The sequence below is a fragment of the Streptomyces sp. NPDC051684 genome (assembly GCF_044453445.1).
Taxonomy (GTDB): Bacteria; Actinomycetota; Actinomycetes; order Streptomycetales; family Streptomycetaceae; genus Streptomyces.
Genome location: NZ_JBITCS010000061.1, coordinates 14499 through 29927, shown reverse-complemented (window position 1 = coordinate 29927; position 15429 = coordinate 14499). Strand labels below are relative to the sequence as shown.

Here is a 15429-nt window from a genome sequence, read left to right as displayed (position 1 = left end):
CGACGCTCCGCGTCGCCTCCCTCCTCCGCCTTGCGATCGCACGCACCAGGCCCCGCTCCCTGATCCGGCCTGATCCAAACGACAAGCCCTAGCTGCGTCGCCCTGCGAGGTCAGCGGGCGGTCGCGGTGACCCGTTCGCTCTCCACGCGCTTGGCCAGGGACTCCTCGTCGAGCCGGTCCAGGTTGCGGCACAGCACGACGGAACCGCCGGTGGACAGCGGCGCGTAGAGGCCCGCGGCGAGCCCCTGCCACGTGTCGTACGCCAGGCCCGACAGGAGTCGCGAGCCGGGTCCGGTCAGGCCGAGGCCGGTGGCGTCGGCGGCCGCCTTCTCCACGACCTCCGCGCCCGTCCACTCGGCGCCCGCCACGACGAGCGCGGGCTCGTCCGCGTCGACGGGCGCGAAGGGGGCGAACCGGTCGCCCTGCCCCGGCACTTCGACGGCGTAGTCGAGGAAGCCCTCGGGCGGCTGCGGGAACCGGCCCCCGAGCGGCCGCAGCGCGAGCGCGACCCGCTCACCGGAGCAGGCGCGGGCGGCATCGAGGGTGTCCGGACCGCTCACGACGAGATCGGCGGCGCCCGGGGCCCCGCCCACATCGGCGACGACACCGACGGACGAACAGGCCAGCAGCCACACCGCGCTCTGCCAGTGGGCGGGCAGCAACAGGGCGAGGCGGTCGCCGGGTTCGGCGTTCAGATCGCCCTGCAACAGGTTGGCGGTCTTGGCCACCCAGTTCGCGAGCGTGGCCACGGACAACTCCACGCGCTCCCCGGTCGCGTCGTCGTAGAAGGTGACGAGCGGCCGCCCCGGATCGGCGTCGAGAGCGGCCTGAAGGAGGGCGGCGGGGGTACGAGCAGCAGCATTCACGCCAACCACCCTACGCACGCCCCACCCGCGGCGGTGGGCCACCATCGCCTGGGGCGGCCGGCCGCCACCGCCTTGGGCAATCTGCCGCCTTGGGCGGCAGGGTGGGCAAGGCGGCACCCCGGCGCAGCGCAACGGATACGGTGGGCGCCGACCCCGGCACGGTCCAGAACCCCGGTGCCGCACGACACCCGTATGACCCTCCCCAATGGCCGATGCCCAAGGATCCGCACACGATCGTGCGCATGCGTGGATTCCTTGCTTCCTCGATCGGTGTCACCTGCGCGGCGGCCCTGGCCCTCCCGCTCGCCCTGCCCACGGCCTCGCACGCCGCGCCGCCCCCGACGCGCGAAGCGGTCCCCGGCAGCACCCTGTCCCTGCCCCTCGAAACGTCCCCCGGCAGCACCTCGACGCGCGCTGCCGGCGCCCCCCAAGAACAAGGGCTCACACGTCGCGACGTGCACCCCTTCTCCCTCGTCGGCGTCGTCTGGGACGACCCGGACGCCCAGCTCCACGGCCAGGTGCAGGTGCGGACGCGCACCACGAACAGCACCCGCTGGTCCACCTGGCAGGAGCTGGAGACCCACAACGACGACGCCCCCGACCTGGGCACCCCGGAGCGCGCCGCGGGCACCCTGCACGGCTCGACCGCCCCGCTCTGGGTCGGCGACAGCGACGGCGTCGAGGTGCGCGTGAAGGCGGACGAGCCCGCCGGCGAGCGCGCCACACCGTCGGCCGACCTCCCCAAGGGCCTGCGCCTCGAACTCGTCGACCCGGGCGACGAGCCCCCGCAGGGCTCCCGCGCGGAAGGGACCAGCGCGGGCGTCATCCCCGCCCTCGACAAGAAGCAGACGGAGGACGAACTGCTCAGGACCCGCGGCGCGGACACCGCCGCGGCCGGCTCCCGCCCGTTCATCGGCCCGCGCCCGCGCATCATCACGCGCAAGGGCTGGGGCGCCAACGAGAAGCTGCGGGAACGCAAGCTCGGCTACACCAAAACCGTCAAGGCGGCGTTCATCCACCACAGCGCCACCGGCAACAACTACCGCTGCTCGCAAGCCCCTTCACTCATCCGCAGTATCTACCGCTACCACGTCAAGAGCAGTGGCTGGCGTGACATCGGCTACAACTTCCTCGTGGACAAGTGCGGAAACATCTACGAAGGCCGGGCCGGCGGCGTCGCCAAGCCGGTCATGGGCGCGCACACCCTCGGCTTCAACACCAACAGCACGGGTATCGCGGTCCTGGGCTCGTACGGCAGCTCCAACCCACCCGCCGCGGCCGTCAAGGCCATCGCACGGCTCACGGCCTGGAAGCTCGGTCTCTACGGCGCGAATCCGCGCGGGTCGACATATCTGAAGTCGGGCGGTGGCAATCTCTACCGCAAGGGAAAGAATGTACGACTCAAGGTGATCTCCGGTCACCGGGACGGTTTCGCGACCGAATGTCCGGGACGCCGGCTCTACAACAAGCTCGGAAGTGCCCGCTCCAGCTCCGCCCACCTCCAGGGTCGCTGACGCCGGCCGGCCTGGGCGCCTCGCACGGTCTGCATACACTGGCCGGCCGAAAGACAGTTCGGCCGGCCCCAGCAGGAAGCAGAGACGACAGGTGACAGAAGCGATCCTCCTGGTCGGCGGCAAGGGCACCAGACTCCGGCCACTCACCGTGAACACGCCGAAACCGATGGTCCCGGCGGCCGGTGTGCCGTTCCTCACGCACCAACTGGCGCGCGCGAAGGCGGCGGGCGTCGACCACATCGTTCTGGCCACCTCCTATCTGGCCGAGGTCTTCGAGCCCTACTTCGGCGACGGCTCCCGCCTCGGCCTCCACCTCGAATACGTCACCGAGGTCGAACCCCTCGGCACCGGCGGCGCCATCCGCAACGTCGCCTCGCATCTGCACTCGGGCCCCGACGAGCCGGTCCTGATCTTCAACGGCGACATCCTCACGGGCCTTGACATCGCGGCCCTGGTCGACGAGCACGACACGTCCGGCGCGGACGTCTCCCTCCACCTCTCGCGCGTCGAGGACCCCCGCGCGTACGGCCTGGTGCCGACCGACTCCACGGGCCGGGTGACGGCCTTCCTGGAGAAGCCCCAGACCCCCGAAGAGATCGTCACGGACCAGATCAACGCGGGCGCGTACGTCTTCCGCCGCTCGGTCATCGACTCGATCCCTGTGGGCCGCCCGGTCTCGGTGGAGCGCGAGACGTTCCCCGACCTGCTGGCCTCCGGAGCCCACCTCCAGGGCATGGTCGACTCGACCTACTGGCTGGACCTCGGCACCCCTCAGGCCTTCGTCCGCGGCTCCGCCGACCTGGTCATGGGCCGCGCCCCGTCGCCCGCGGTCCCGGGCCGCCGGGGCGACCGCCTGGTCCTGCCGTCGGCACGGGTGGCCCCGGACGCGAAGCTCACCGAGGGCACGGTCGTGAGCGAGGGCGCGCTGATCGGCGAGGGGGCCCGCATCTCCGGCTCCGCGATCCTGCCCGACGCCGTGATCGAACCGGGCGCGGTGATCACCGACTCCCTGGTCGGCACGGCGGCCCGCGTGGGCGCCCGCACGACCCTCAAGGACGCGGTCATAGGCGACGGCGCCCACGTGGGCCCGGACAACGAACTCCAGTCGGGCGCCCGCGTATGGTGCAACGCGACCTTGCCCCCGGCCTCGATCCGCTTCACGTCGGACCAGTGACACCCTGACCAACGCCTCGACTGCTCAAGCCCTTGCGGCGCTCGAGACCCGGCACCACCTCAGGTCCCTGGGGTGCTTGAGGCGTGGCGCCATTTCAAGCCCCTGCGGCGGGCGCTTGAGGTGCCGTGCCATTTCAAGCCCCTGCGGCGCTTGAGCAGCGGAGCCCCGCGAGCGGGACGCCGGTCGCGCTCTCAGGTCCCTGTGGCGCTTGAGGCGCGGCACCATCTCAAGCCCCTGCGGCGCTTGAGCAGCGGGGCCCGGGGCGGAGCCCGTGACGTCGACCACCCGGCCCCGAAGGGGCACTTTCGGGAAGGGGCGGGCTGGGGGAGAAAACCCCCTACCCTCGAAGACCCACCCGAGACCCCAGTGACCCGAAGGACCCCGTGGCCGGCCGCCGACACACCCCCCGTACGCAACCCCCACCCACCCGCACCACGGTGCGCGGCGGCGCCCCCCGCGTACCCGCCCCCACCCCGGCCCTCACTCCCACCGCCCCCCACACCCACACCCACACCCCCGAAACCCCCCTCCACCTGGGCCTCACCCTCGGCCCCCTGCGCAGAGGCCCCGCCGACCCCACCTTCCGCACCACACCGGACGGCGCCCTGTGGCGAGCCAGCCGCACCCCTCAGGGCCCGGCCACCCTCCGCATGACCGCGGAGCCCGACGGCACGATCCGCGCCCACGCCTGGGGCCAGGGCGCCGACTGGTTCCTGGCTCAACTCCCCGACCTCCTCGGCGAGTCGGACGACCCGTCCGCCTTTGAACCCCGCCACCGCCTCGTCGCCCGAACGACCCACCGCCGCCCCGGCCTCCGCCTCACCCGCACGGGCCTGGTCCTCGAATCCCTGATCCCGTCGATCCTGGAACAGAAGATCACGACGGACGAGGCGTACCGCGCCTGGCGCCTGCTCCTGAACAAGTACGGCGAACCGGCCCCCGGCCCGGCCGGCGAGGACCTGCGCATGCGTGTGATGCCGGACCCGCGCACCTGGTCCCTGATCCCGTCGTGGGAGTGGCACAGGGCGGGCGTGGACAACAAGCGCGCCTCGACGATCCTGCGCGCGGTGAAGGTGGCCCGCCGCCTGGAGGAGGCGGCGCTGATGGAGCCGGGGGAGGCCCGCACCCGCCTCGAACTCGTCCCCGGCATCGGCCCCTGGACCTCCGCGGAGACGGTCCAGCGCACGCACGGCGCCCCCGACGAGGTGACGACGGGCGATCTGCACCTGCCCGGCATCGTCGGCCACGCCCTCGCCGCCAACAGGAACGCGACGGACGAGGACATGCTGGAGCTCCTGGCCCCGTACGCGGGCCAGCGCCACCGGGCGGCCCGCCTGATCATGCTCAGCGGCGTCTCACCGCCGCGCAGGCAGCCCAAGATGCGCAGGGTGAACATCGCGGAGTGGTGAGGCGGGATGAAGTGAGGGAGCCCACCGCAAAACCGCCCGCGCCCCCCTACGACACCTCGCCAAACCGCACTTCGCCCTACCGCACCTCGACAAAGTCGGAGACGACCCGCTCCGGCCGCACCCCCGGCGCCCCCGCCGCATGCCCCACGGCGACGGCCCCCATCGGATCCCACGACCCGGGCAGCCCGAGCACGTCCCGCACGACATCCCGGCAGAACATCGTCGACGACACCCACGCGGACCCGAGCCGCTCCCCGGCCAGCGCGACCAGGAAGTTCTGCACCCCGGCCCCGGTGGCCACGACGAACATCTCCCGCTCGGCGGCATCCCGCCGCGCGTCCCCGTACGTGTGCGACCCGTCCATCACGAGACAGGGCACCACCAAGTAGGGCGCGTTGCGCAGCACGTCCCCGCGCCGCACCCGCTTCGCGATCGACTCCTCGCTCTTGCCGTCCCGCCGCAGATCCGCGACCCACGCGTCCCGCATGGCATCGAGCAGCCGCACCCGGGACTCCTCCGACTCCAGGAGCACGAACCGCCAGGGAGTGGTGTGATGCGGCGCGGGCGCCGTGACGGCCGCGGCGACGGCCCGCCGCACGGCCCCCGGATCGACCGGCTCGTCGGTGAACGCCCGTACGGTCCGCCGCTGCGTCACGGCCTCCCGTACCGCCTCCGACGTGCCCAGCCGGAACATGTCGTCGCGCGCGACCCGCACCAACTCCCGCGCGGAGCCGCCCTGTTCTTGGGCGACGGCCGGGCCAAGACCCCGCACCACGGCGACCGGCAGGCCCCCGGCCTTCCCCTTCACGAGGTCGCCCGCGGCCGCCAGCTCGTCGGCCGTGGCCACCACGGTGGCGCTGAGCGGATTCCCGTACGCGTCCGTGCCGCCCCGCAGGTCGTCGAGTACGCGCACGCCCGCCGCCCCGATGGCGACATCGGTAAGACCGTTGCGCCACGGCCTGCCGAAGGTGTCGGTGACGACGACCCCGACCTCGACACCCAGCGCGTCGCGCACGCCCTCCCGGATGGCGGCGGCCGAGGCGTCCGGGTCCTCGGGCAGCAGCAGCACCGTCCCGGCGGGGGTGTTGGAGGCGTCGACCCCGGCCGCGGCCATCACGAGCCCCAGCTTGTTCTCGACGATCCGCAGGGGTCCGCGCCGCGCCACGACCCGTACGGTCTCGGCGTCTATCGCGGTCTCCCGGTCGTCGGCCCGGAGCACCCGCCCCTCGGCCTTGCTGACGATCTTCGAGGTCACGAGCAGCACGTCACCGTCGACGAGCCCCGGTTCGGCGGCGACGATCAGCTTCGCGAGGTCGTCGCCCTCCCGCACCTCGGGGAGCCCGGGGACGGCCCAGGCCTGGAACGAAGGGGCCTGTGTCACGCGCCGCGCACCTCCTCGGCGAGCTTCAGCGCCTCGCGCGCCATCTCCGCGGCGGCGGTGCCCTCCACGGGGTCCGTCATCATCAGCGGCACGGCCCGGCAGCGGATCCCGGCCGCCTCGACGCGCTGCACGGCCTTCCCGTCGACCGTGTCGACCAGCCATCCGTCGAGCAGCCCCGCCCCGTAGTGCTCGGCGACGGCCGCCGCGCTGGACTCCACGCCCACCGCCGCGAGCACCTTGTCGGCCATGCCGCGCACCGGCGCGTCACCGACGATCGGCGAGAGCCCGATGACGGGCGCGCCCGCCTCGGCGATGGCCTCCCGGATACCCGGGACCGCCAGGATCGTCCCGACGCTCACCACGGGGTTCGACGGCGGGAAGATGATCACGTCGGCCTCGGCGATGGCCTCGAGGACGCCCGGCGCGGGCTTCGCCTCGGCGGCCCCCACCGGCACGACGGCCTGCGCGTCCACGGAGGCGCGCAGCTTCACCCAGTACTCCTGGAAGTGCACGGCCTTGCGCTCGCCGTCCACATCGACCGCCACGTGCGTCTCCACGCGGTCGTCCGACATGGGCAGGAGCCGCACGCCCGGCTGCCACCGCTCGCACAGCGCCTCGGTGACCGCGCTGAGCGGGTAGCCGGCGCTCAGCATCTGCGTCCGGACGATGTGCGTCGCGAAGTCCCGGTCGCCGAGCCCGAACCACTTGGGTCCGACCCCGTACGCCGCGAGCTCCTCCTTGACCGTGAACGCCTCGTCCGTGCGTCCCCAGCCCTGCTCCTCGTTGATGCCGCCGCCCAGCGTGTACATCACCGTGTCGAGGTCCGGACAGACCTTCAGGCCGAAGAGGTGGATGTCGTCCCCGGTGTTGCCGATGACGGTGATGGCCGTGCCGTCCGGCGCGGCCTGCTTGAGACCGCGAAGGAACCGGGCACCACCGATGCCGCCTGCCAGAACCACAATGCGCATGTGCCCAGCATCGCAGGCACCTCTGACAACGCGTCGGCCGGTCTCAGACAGTGGCGCCTTCCGCGGCGCCTTCCGTGGTGCCTTCGGCGACCGAGCAGGTGGGCGTGTGCATCGGCATCTCGGTCAGGCCGGGGAAGTAGACGTGCAGGCTGACCGCGGGCTCCAGGGAGTCGTTGACGACCTCGTGGACGTACCCGGGCGCGAAAACCCGCTGCGCGCCGGTGCCGAGCGCGCGCACGCCCCCTTCCGTACGCTCCGTCAGTTTGCCTTCCAGCAGCGTCAGTACGCCGGAGGAGAGGCCGTGGTCGTGCCGCCCGCTGCCCTGACCGGGCACCCACGACAGCAGCCACACCTCGTAGCCGAATGGGGTCTCCCCTGCTCGTGCGGATTCGAGAGCTTGGGGAACGGTGCGCAGGCGGTGGTACCAGCGGGTCGTGGCGTCGTACTCGACGAGGTGCTCCCACTGGGAGCGGTCGGCGGCGATGGAGCGCGCGAGGCCGACGAACTCGGCCACCGTCTCGGGGTGTTCCCGGGCGGGCTGCAGCAGGTGCGGTACTTCGAAGAGGTCGCCGGCGATCTGGAGGTCGCTGTCGCTGTTCATGGGGTGGTGGTGTTCCTCAAGTGAGTGCGGTGCACAGGGCCGTACTGGATGAGAAGAAGCGCGGTCGGAGCTCTGGGCTCAACGACTCAACAGCTGGAACAGCAACAGCAACACGCGAGGGCAGCACGGACGGACCCGGCGGCGCGGGTCGTCGAGGGTGCCGAATGCGTGAGCATGCCCATCAGGACAGCCGCTCATGCCCTCGTTGTCAACCCAATGTCCGGATTGTGGAATATGGTTCACCTCATCCGGTGCCCTTATGTGGCGAAAGGTTTGTGCAGTGAAGCGGCGGGACATGTGGCGCAGCATCCCGGCGCGCAAACGTCGGAACGTCAATGATCTTCGCGACGTCCTTCCCTGTGGCAGTTCCTTGTGGCGGTCCACCGGGGGAGGGGGTCGCGCGGTGTGCGGTCGGCTCCACAAGAGCCGCGGGCAAGTGTCACGGTTTTTGGCGATTTGAACACTTTCCGCATAGCCTTGGTTCCGCAGAGTGAATAACGGGCCCAATAGCAGATCTCGGCTTGACTGCCCCGGATCGGCACACTTGTAATTTCACTCGTGTCGTTCAGCCGAAATCGGTAGCGGCAACATCACGGGGACGCACGGACAGACGAGGGGCGCACTATGACCGAGTCGTTTCAGGATCTGCTGGTCGAGGACGCGGAAGAAGAACTCGGCTGGCAGGAGCGCGCGCTGTGCGCCCAGACCGACCCCGAATCCTTCTTCCCCGAGAAGGGCGGCTCCACGAGAGAGGCCAAGAAGGTCTGCCTCGCGTGCGAGGTCCGCTCCGAGTGCCTCGAATACGCGCTCGCCAACGACGAACGCTTCGGTATCTGGGGAGGCCTCTCCGAGCGTGAGCGCCGCCGACTGAAGAAGGCCGCCGTCTAGTCCCCGAGATGTGCGGTGCTTTCCGGCCCGCTGCCCGTGGTTGTCCACAGGCGGCGGGTCGCTCTTGTTGGCAGCCGTTAGTGTGGGGCCCCGTCCCGGACGCCACCGTGTCCCCAGTGGGCGCGGGCGTCCACCGCAGTCCAACGAACCGGGGCCCGTACCTCGATGTCCGTGCACAGCCACTCGGCAGGCCAATTCGGTACTGCCGCCGCCGCGTTCAACCCGGGGCCCGCAGCAGGGGTCGACCCGAGCAGCGCCCCCGAGTTCCCCAGGCATGTCGTCACCGCCGTCGTCGTCTCGCACGACGGAGCGCGCTGGCTGCCCGACGTTCTGTCAGGACTGCTCTCCCAGGAGCGCCCCGTACAGAACGCGATGGCGGCCGACACCGGCAGCGCCGACGACTCCGCCGCGCTCGTCGCCCGTGCCATCGGTGACGACCGCGTGCTGCACCTCGCGCGCCGCACCGGCTTCGGCCAGGCCGTCGAGGAGGCCGTGCGCAGCGCCGGCGTCCTCACCCCCGAAGAGCTGCCGTATCTGAAGCGACCCAGCGGCTGGGACCCCGTCAGCCGCTCCTGGCGCGACGACGCGTACGACCTGCCGGACCTGCCGCACGGCGAACCCGAGCAGTGGCTGTGGCTGCTGCACGACGACTGCGCGCCCGATCCCGACGCGCTCGCCCAGATGCTGCGCGTCGTCGAGACGGAGCGCGAGGCCGGCGGCGACGTCGCCATCGTCGGCCCCAAGCTGCGCGGCTGGTACGACCGCAGGCAACTGCTCGAAGTCGGCGTCTCCATCGCCCACTCCGGGCGCCGCTGGACCGGCCTCGACCGCCGCGAGCAGGACCAGGGACAGCACGACCACGTGCGGCCCGTCCTTTCGGTGTCCACCGCCGGCATGCTGATCCGGCGCGATGTCTTCGAGCAGCTCGGCGGCTTCGACCGCAGGCTGCCGCTGATGCGTGACGACGTCGACCTGTGCTGGCGCGCCCAGGCCGCGGGCCACCGGGTCGTCGTCGCCCCCGACGCCGTCGTGCGGCACGCCGAGGCTTCCTCCCGCGAGCGCCGCACCGTCGACTGCGTCGGCCGTACCGCCACGTCGCCGCACAAGGTCGACAAGGCGGGCGCCGTCTACACACTGCTCGCCAACGCGCGCGGGGCGACGCTTCCGTGGGTCCTGATCCGCGTCGTGTTCGGCACGGTGCTCCGTACGCTCGCGTACCTCGTCGGCAAGGTGCCGGGACAGGCCTTCGACGAGATCACCGGATTGCTGGCGACGCTGCTGCGGCCGGGGCGGATCCTCGCCGCCCGCAGACAGCGCGGCAAGGGCGGAGTCGACCCCAAGGAGCTGCGCCCGCTGTTCCCGCCGCCGGGCGCGACGGTGCGGCTCACCGTCGAACAGGTGGCGGGCAGCCTCTTCGAGGGCTCCGACCCGGAGACCGCGAGGGCCGGCCGGCACGGTGGCGGCGGCCTCGAGTCGCCCGACGACGCCGAGTTCGTCCGGGTCGAGCGGTTCGCGCGCCTCAAGCGCATCGCCCGCAACCCCGGTCCGGTGCTCGTCGTTGTCCTGCTCTTCGTCTCCCTCATCGCCTGTAGAGGGCTGTTGGGCGGCGGGGCGCTCGCGGGCGGCGCGCTGCTGCCGGCTCCCGCCGACGCCTCCGAGCTGTGGGCGCGTTACGTGGACGCCTGGCACGCCACCAGCACGGGCGGCACCCAGGCGGCGCCCCCGTACCTCGCGATCCTCGCCACCCTCGCCTCCGTACTGTTCGGCTCCACCGGACTCGCGGTCACGGTGCTGCTCGTCGGCTCCGTGCCGCTCGCCGGTTTCACCGCCTACTTCGCGTCCAGGCCGCTCGTCACCTCGCGCCTGCTGCGCGCGTGGGCGGCCGTCGCGTACGCCTTCCTGCCCGCCGTCACGGGCGCCCTCGCGGGCGGCCGCATCGGCACCGCGGTCCTCGCGATCCTGCTGCCGCTCCTCGCGCGCGCCGGGCTCGCCGCCTCGGGTCTGACACACACTCAGGGCGGGCGCGACAGCTGGCGGGCCACCTGGGCGTACGCGCTGCTGCTCACGATCACGACGGCCTTCACGCCGATCGTGTGGCCGGTCGCGCTGGTCCTCGGCATCGCCCTCCTCGTGGTGCGGCGCTCGGACATCACCGCCTACGGGCTGCGCTTCCTGGCCGTGCTCGGCACGCCGCTGCTGATGCTCGCGCCGTGGTCCCTCTCGCTGCTCCCGTTCGGCTTCTTCAAGGAAGCCGGACTCCCGTACGAGGCGGGCGCCGCGACCGGGCCCGGACTGCTCGGCGCCTCGCCCGGCGGCTCCGGGACCACGGGCAGCCTGCTGCTCGTCGGCATCGTGCTCGCCGCGCTGGCCGCCCTGCTGCGCACCGAGCGGCGTCCCGCGATCCTCACCGCCTGGGCCGTCGCCTTCGTGGCGCTCGTCTTCGCGGCGCTGTCGAACGGTTCGGCGTGGGCCGGACCCGCCACCCTCGTCTACGGCATCGCGCTCCTGGCCGCCGCCGCGCTCGGCGCCGACGGCGCGCGCTCGCGGGTGGCCGAGCAGAGCTTCGGCTGGCGGCAGCCGGTGGCCGCGCTCATCGCGTTCGCCGCCGCGGCGGGCCCCGTGCTGCTCGCCGCCGGTTGGATGATCGGCGGCGCCGACGGGCCCGTGGAGCGGCGCGACCCGGTGCAGGTGCCCGCATTCGTCGCCGAGGAGGCCGGCACCCGTGACCAGGCCCGCACGCTCGTCATGGACGGCTCCACGGGCGACGTCTCGTACTCACTGGTCCGGGGCGCGGGCGCGCGCCTCGGGGACGGCGAACTGACCGAGGCCGCGGGCGAGAACGCCAAGCTCGACAAGGTCGTCGCCAACCTGGTCGCGGGATCCGGCGCCGACCAGGCCGACCAGCTCGGCGGCTTCGCCGTGCGCTACGTCCTCGTACAGGGCGGCGCGCCGCGTGAGATGAGCCGCGTCCTCGACGCGACGCCCGGCCTGACCCGGCTCAGCCAGCAGGACGGCACCGCGCTGTGGCGCGTCGACCGGCAGGTGGCGCGCGCCGTCGTCCTGCCCACCGCCGACGCCGGTTCCACCGCGGAGGAGGCCGTGCCGGTCGCGGCGGGCCCCGTCGAGCTGCACACGAAGGTGCCGCAGGGCAAGGAGGGCCGCATCCTGCGGCTCGCCGACCAGTCCGCCGAGGGCTGGACCGCGACGCTGAACGGCGCACCGCTGACGAAGACCACCGTCGACGGCTGGGCGCAGGGCTTCGAGCTGCCCGCTTCGGGCGGCACCCTGGACGTCACCTACGACGCTCCGATCACGCACACCCTGTGGCTGTGGGCGCAGGGCGCACTCGCCCTCGTCCTCGTGGTGCTCGCCCTGCCGGGCCGCCGCCAGAACGTCGACGACGACCTGCCGGACGAGCCCGTGGTGACCGCCGAGGACCTCGCGGGCGACGGCCGGCGGGCCCGCCGGCTGCGCGCCCAGGCCGAGGCGGAGCAGGCGGCCCAGGCCGAGCCGGCGCCCCAGCCGGTCCCTGGCGCCGCAGTGCCTCCTCCTTCGGAGGAGGTCCCGGTGGCCGACTTCCCGCACCAGCAGACGTACGCGGAGTGGGACCAGCCGAGCTACGCGGGCGCCGAGTACGGCACCTACGCGGCGGGGGAGCAGCAGTACCAGGGCGGCGCCTACGGCTACGACCAGCAGGCCGACCCCTACCAGGCGGGCCAGTACGACCCGTACGCCTACGGAGGCGGGTACGAGATGCCCCAGCCCCCGCAGTACGACCCCACGTACGAGCAGCAGCACGGCCACGGCCACGGCAACGGCGCCGACAATGAGCGCCCCGACGGGAGCCAGCAGTGAACCGCACGACCCTGTCCCTGATCGCCGCCGTGACCGCCCTGGCCGCCGTCACGGGCTTCGCCGCCGCCACGACGCCCGGCGAGGACGACCCGTCCGGCAGCGCGGCCGCCGCGCGCCTGCCCGTCGAGCGCTCCAGCCTGCTGTGCCCGGAGCCCAGCCAGTCCGACCTCGCCGAGACCGCGTACACCTCGTACACGCCCGAGACGAAGGGCACCGAGGGCGGCGGCACGGCAGAGCTGCTGCCCGCCAAGGGCGGCAAGAAGGGCAAGGCGGTCGTCACCACGAAGAAGCCCGGCACGCCCGTCGCGGGCGACGCCTCGGGGGCCGAGGCGCCCGCGCTGAACGGCACCGCCGACGGCGCCCTCGCGCCCGGCTGGACCGTCCAGCAGACCACCAGCGTGACCGCGGGATCGGGCCGCGGACTGCTCGGCGTGAACTGCTCGGAGCCCGACACGGACTTCTACTTCCCCGGCGCCAGCACCGCCAAGGGCCGCAGCGACTACGTCCACCTCACGAACCCGGACGACGAGGCCGCGGTCGTGGACGTGCAGATGTACGGCCCCGAAGGGGCCGTCAAGTCCGAGGTCGGCGAGGGCATCACCGTCCCGCCGCACTCCAGCGTCCCGGTGCTGCTGTCGACGCTGACCGACAAGGCGTACACGAACCTGACGCTGCACGTGACCGCGCGCAGCGGCCGGGTCGGGGCGGCCCTGTCGGACGTGGACGAGAAGCTGGGCGGGGACTGGCTGCCCGCCGTGGCCGACCCGGCCCCGTCGCTCGTGCTGCCCGGCATCCCGAAGGACGCCAAGAACGTGCGCCTGGTCGCCTTCGCACCGGGCCAGGACGACGCCGACCTGAAGGTCCAGCTCGCCACCTCCAGCGGAAAGATCGCTCCCGCCGGGCACAGCACGCTGCACCTGAAGTCGGGCATGACCACGGCCGTCGACCTCGGCGCCGTGACGCGCGGCGACGCGGGCTCGCTGATCCTGACGCCTTCCGAGGACTCCGTGCCGGTCGTGGCCGCCCTGCGCGTCACGCGCGGCAAGGGCGCCGACCAGGAGACCGCGTTCATCCCGGCCACGCGGAGCATCGGCGCGCGCGCCACGATCACCGACAACCGTTCTAAGGGCTCCACGCTCGCCCTGACCGCCCCCGGGGCGACCGGCAGGGTCAAGGTCACCGCGTCCCCGGGCACCGAGGGTGGCACCCCGGCCACGAAGGAGTACACGGTCAAGGGCGGTACGACGCTCTCGGTCGCCCCGCCCGTTCCGTCCGGTCTGAAGGGCAGCTACGCGCTGACGGTGGAGCCGGTGTCCGGTGGCCCGGTGCACGGCTCGCGGATGCTGGAGGAGAAGCAGGGCTCCCTCCCCGCGTTCACGGTGCAGACGCTCCCGGACGACCGGGGCATGGTGTCGGTGCCGAAGGCGGACGAGGACCTCTCGGTGGTGCAGAAGTAGCCGCTTGCGGGACGGGCGGCGGGGTCAGTCCTCGCCGTCCCCGAAGTCGCCGTAGTCCCCGTAGCGGGGGTCCACGGTCTCCGGGGTGAGGCCCAGGACCTCCGCGACCTGCTCGACGACGACCTCGTGCACGAGCGCGGCCTGCTCCTCGCGTCCCTTGGTGCGGATCTCCACGGGGCGCCGGTAGACGACCACGCGCGCGGGGGTGTCGTCCCGCGCGGGGACGGTGCCGCCGAGCGGCACCGTGCCGCCGGTCCTGGCCTCGTCCTCGGCCGTAAGCCGCGGCACGTCCAGAATCAGGAAGTCGACCTCGGCGAGCTGCGGCCAGCGCCGCTCCAGGCGCTCCACGGAGTCCTGTACGAGATCGGAGAAGGCCTCCGCGCGGCTGGCGGCCAGGGGCACCTGCGGGGGCGCCACCGGACCGCGCATGCCCCTGCCGTGCCGGTCGCGTCGGCGCGGCGGGCGCGGCTCCCCTGAGGGCGGCGAAACCGCGTCGTCTGTGTTCACTGGCCTTTCCATCACTGACGCAGCGTAGTCCTCCGCGGCGCCGGAAGCGGGGTGGCGCCTGGCGGAGCGCTCGATGTCGCTTCCTGACCGATCAAGCCAATCTTGGGGCTGATTCAACTTCTCTCCCGGATCGATGATCTCGCGGCAATTGGCGCTATATGCCCGTAGTGGTGACCGCTTTCAACTGCCCCGTGGGGCGCACGGCCCAGGGTCGACGCAGGTCATCGAGGCGCCCGCGCGTGGTGGTGTGCGCCGTCTCACACCACGACACGGTGGGGTGACCTCGGGGAGAGTCGTCGCGGCCCGCTCAAGAGTGCGGTACCGTCCAACGCTGTGAGCCCTGTACGTCGCTGTTCGCGCACCGCTTGCGGCCGTCCCGCCGTCGCGACGCTGACGTACGTCTACGCCGACTCGACCGCGGTCCTCGGCCCGCTCGCCACCTACGCCGAACCCCACTGCTACGACCTGTGCGCCGAGCACTCCGAGCGCCTCACCGCGCCGCGCGGCTGGGAGGTCGTCCGGCTCTCCGACGGCAGCGGCCCCAGCGGGGACGACCTGGAGGCCCTCGCCAACGCCGTGCGCGAGGCGGCCCGCCCGCAGGAGCGTGCGGCCGGGGCCGGCGGCTCCGGGCCGCGCACCGCGGACCCCATGGAGGTCGCCCGCCGCGGCCACCTCCGGGTGCTGCGTTCGCCCGACAACTGATCAACTTTCTTGTGGGCCAAGGCCCTTCACGTTTCTTGTGAATCGTTTCCCTTCACGGGATCTTCACAGTCGAACGCGTTGACCCGAGATTGTTGAGGACACGACGA

The 15429-nt window shown here is 72.6% G+C and carries 12 protein-coding genes; 7 read left to right on the top strand and 5 right to left on the bottom strand.

Annotated elements, in window-relative coordinates:
• Positions 1–110 precede the first annotated feature (110 nt).
• On the bottom strand, positions 111–866 hold the full coding sequence (locus ACIA8D_RS39610; protein ID WP_399239983.1) for a TIGR03089 family protein: 756 nt from the start codon (positions 864–866) through the stop codon (positions 111–113).
• Positions 867–1108: 242 nt separating this feature from the next.
• Here ACIA8D_RS39610 and ACIA8D_RS39605 point away from each other — a divergent pair, with 242 nt between their 5' ends.
• The 3 genes from ACIA8D_RS39605 to ACIA8D_RS39595 all read left to right on the top strand — a co-directional run bounded on the left by ACIA8D_RS39605 (position 1109) and on the right by ACIA8D_RS39595 (position 4963).
• Positions 1109–2380, top strand: a complete 1272-nt coding sequence (locus ACIA8D_RS39605) for a peptidoglycan recognition protein (protein WP_399239981.1) — start codon at positions 1109–1111, stop codon at positions 2378–2380.
• 91 nt (positions 2381–2471) lie between these two features.
• The gene (locus ACIA8D_RS39600) at positions 2472–3554 is read left to right on the top strand and encodes a sugar phosphate nucleotidyltransferase (protein ID WP_399239979.1); all 1083 of its coding nucleotides are present in this window, start codon (positions 2472–2474) and stop codon (positions 3552–3554) included.
• Positions 3555–3937: 383 nt separating this feature from the next.
• Complete coding sequence (locus tag ACIA8D_RS39595; RefSeq protein ID WP_399239976.1) at positions 3938–4963, top strand: DNA-3-methyladenine glycosylase family protein; 1026 nt, start codon at positions 3938–3940, stop codon at positions 4961–4963.
• A gap of 76 nt (positions 4964–5039) precedes the next feature.
• On the opposite strand, the gene ACIA8D_RS39590 is transcribed toward ACIA8D_RS39595, so the two are convergent.
• Genes ACIA8D_RS39590 through ACIA8D_RS39580 form a run of 3 tightly spaced genes read right to left on the bottom strand, consistent with a single transcriptional unit; the run spans position 5040 to position 7913 of the window.
• The gene (locus tag ACIA8D_RS39590; protein ID WP_399239973.1) at positions 5040–6344 is read right to left on the bottom strand and encodes a coenzyme F420-0:L-glutamate ligase; all 1305 of its coding nucleotides are present in this window, start codon (positions 6342–6344) and stop codon (positions 5040–5042) included.
• Positions 6341–7312 carry a 2-phospho-L-lactate transferase gene (gene cofD, locus ACIA8D_RS39585; RefSeq protein ID WP_399239971.1) on the bottom strand — a complete coding sequence of 324 codons (972 nt, stop codon included), beginning with the start codon at positions 7310–7312 and terminating at the stop codon, positions 6341–6343. The genes ACIA8D_RS39590 and cofD overlap by 4 nt, the downstream gene beginning before the upstream one ends.
• A 43-nt stretch (positions 7313–7355) precedes the next feature.
• Entirely contained in the window at positions 7356–7913 is a 558-nt protein-coding gene (locus ACIA8D_RS39580) for a cysteine dioxygenase (protein WP_399239969.1), read from the bottom strand.
• A gap of 624 nt (positions 7914–8537) precedes the next feature.
• Here ACIA8D_RS39580 and ACIA8D_RS39575 point away from each other — a divergent pair.
• The 3 genes from ACIA8D_RS39575 (at position 8538) to ACIA8D_RS39565 (ending at position 14113) form a co-directional block, all read left to right on the top strand.
• Positions 8538–8801: a WhiB family transcriptional regulator gene (locus ACIA8D_RS39575; protein WP_127831770.1), complete on the top strand. Its 264-nt coding sequence runs from the start codon at positions 8538–8540 to the stop codon at positions 8799–8801.
• A 165-nt stretch (positions 8802–8966) separates the two neighbouring features.
• Positions 8967–12656, top strand: coding sequence for a glycosyltransferase (locus ACIA8D_RS39570; RefSeq protein ID WP_399239967.1), 3690 nt, complete (start codon positions 8967–8969; stop codon positions 12654–12656).
• Positions 12653–14113 carry a DUF5719 family protein gene (locus ACIA8D_RS39565; RefSeq protein WP_399239964.1) on the top strand — a complete coding sequence of 487 codons (1461 nt, stop codon included), beginning with the start codon at positions 12653–12655 and terminating at the stop codon, positions 14111–14113. The genes ACIA8D_RS39570 and ACIA8D_RS39565 overlap by 4 nt, the downstream gene beginning before the upstream one ends.
• Before the next feature lie 24 nt (positions 14114–14137).
• Here ACIA8D_RS39565 and ACIA8D_RS39560 read toward each other — a convergent pair whose 3' ends face one another.
• Positions 14138–14632, bottom strand: coding sequence for a metallopeptidase family protein (locus ACIA8D_RS39560; RefSeq protein WP_399239962.1), 495 nt, complete (start codon positions 14630–14632; stop codon positions 14138–14140).
• 321 nt (positions 14633–14953) lie between these two features.
• Between ACIA8D_RS39560 and ACIA8D_RS39555 the strand changes: the two genes are divergently transcribed.
• The gene (locus tag ACIA8D_RS39555; RefSeq protein WP_399239960.1) at positions 14954–15322 is read left to right on the top strand and encodes a DUF3499 domain-containing protein; all 369 of its coding nucleotides are present in this window, start codon (positions 14954–14956) and stop codon (positions 15320–15322) included.
• Positions 15323–15429 lie beyond the last annotated feature (107 nt).

Coding starts and splice junctions, on each gene's coding strand:
- ACIA8D_RS39605 (WP_399239981.1), top strand. CDS start 1,109: ATGCGTGGATTCCTTGCTTCCTCGATCGGTGTCACCTGCGCGGCGGCC.
- cofD (WP_399239971.1), bottom strand. CDS start 7,312: ATGCGCATTGTGGTTCTGGCAGGCGGCATCGGTGGTGCCCGGTTCCTT.
- ACIA8D_RS39580 (WP_399239969.1), bottom strand. CDS start 7,913: ATGAACAGCGACAGCGACCTCCAGATCGCCGGCGACCTCTTCGAAGTA.
- ACIA8D_RS39575 (WP_127831770.1), top strand. CDS start 8,538: ATGACCGAGTCGTTTCAGGATCTGCTGGTCGAGGACGCGGAAGAAGAA.
- ACIA8D_RS39570 (WP_399239967.1), top strand. CDS start 8,967: ATGTCCGTGCACAGCCACTCGGCAGGCCAATTCGGTACTGCCGCCGCC.
- ACIA8D_RS39560 (WP_399239962.1), bottom strand. CDS start 14,632: ATGGAAAGGCCAGTGAACACAGACGACGCGGTTTCGCCGCCCTCAGGG.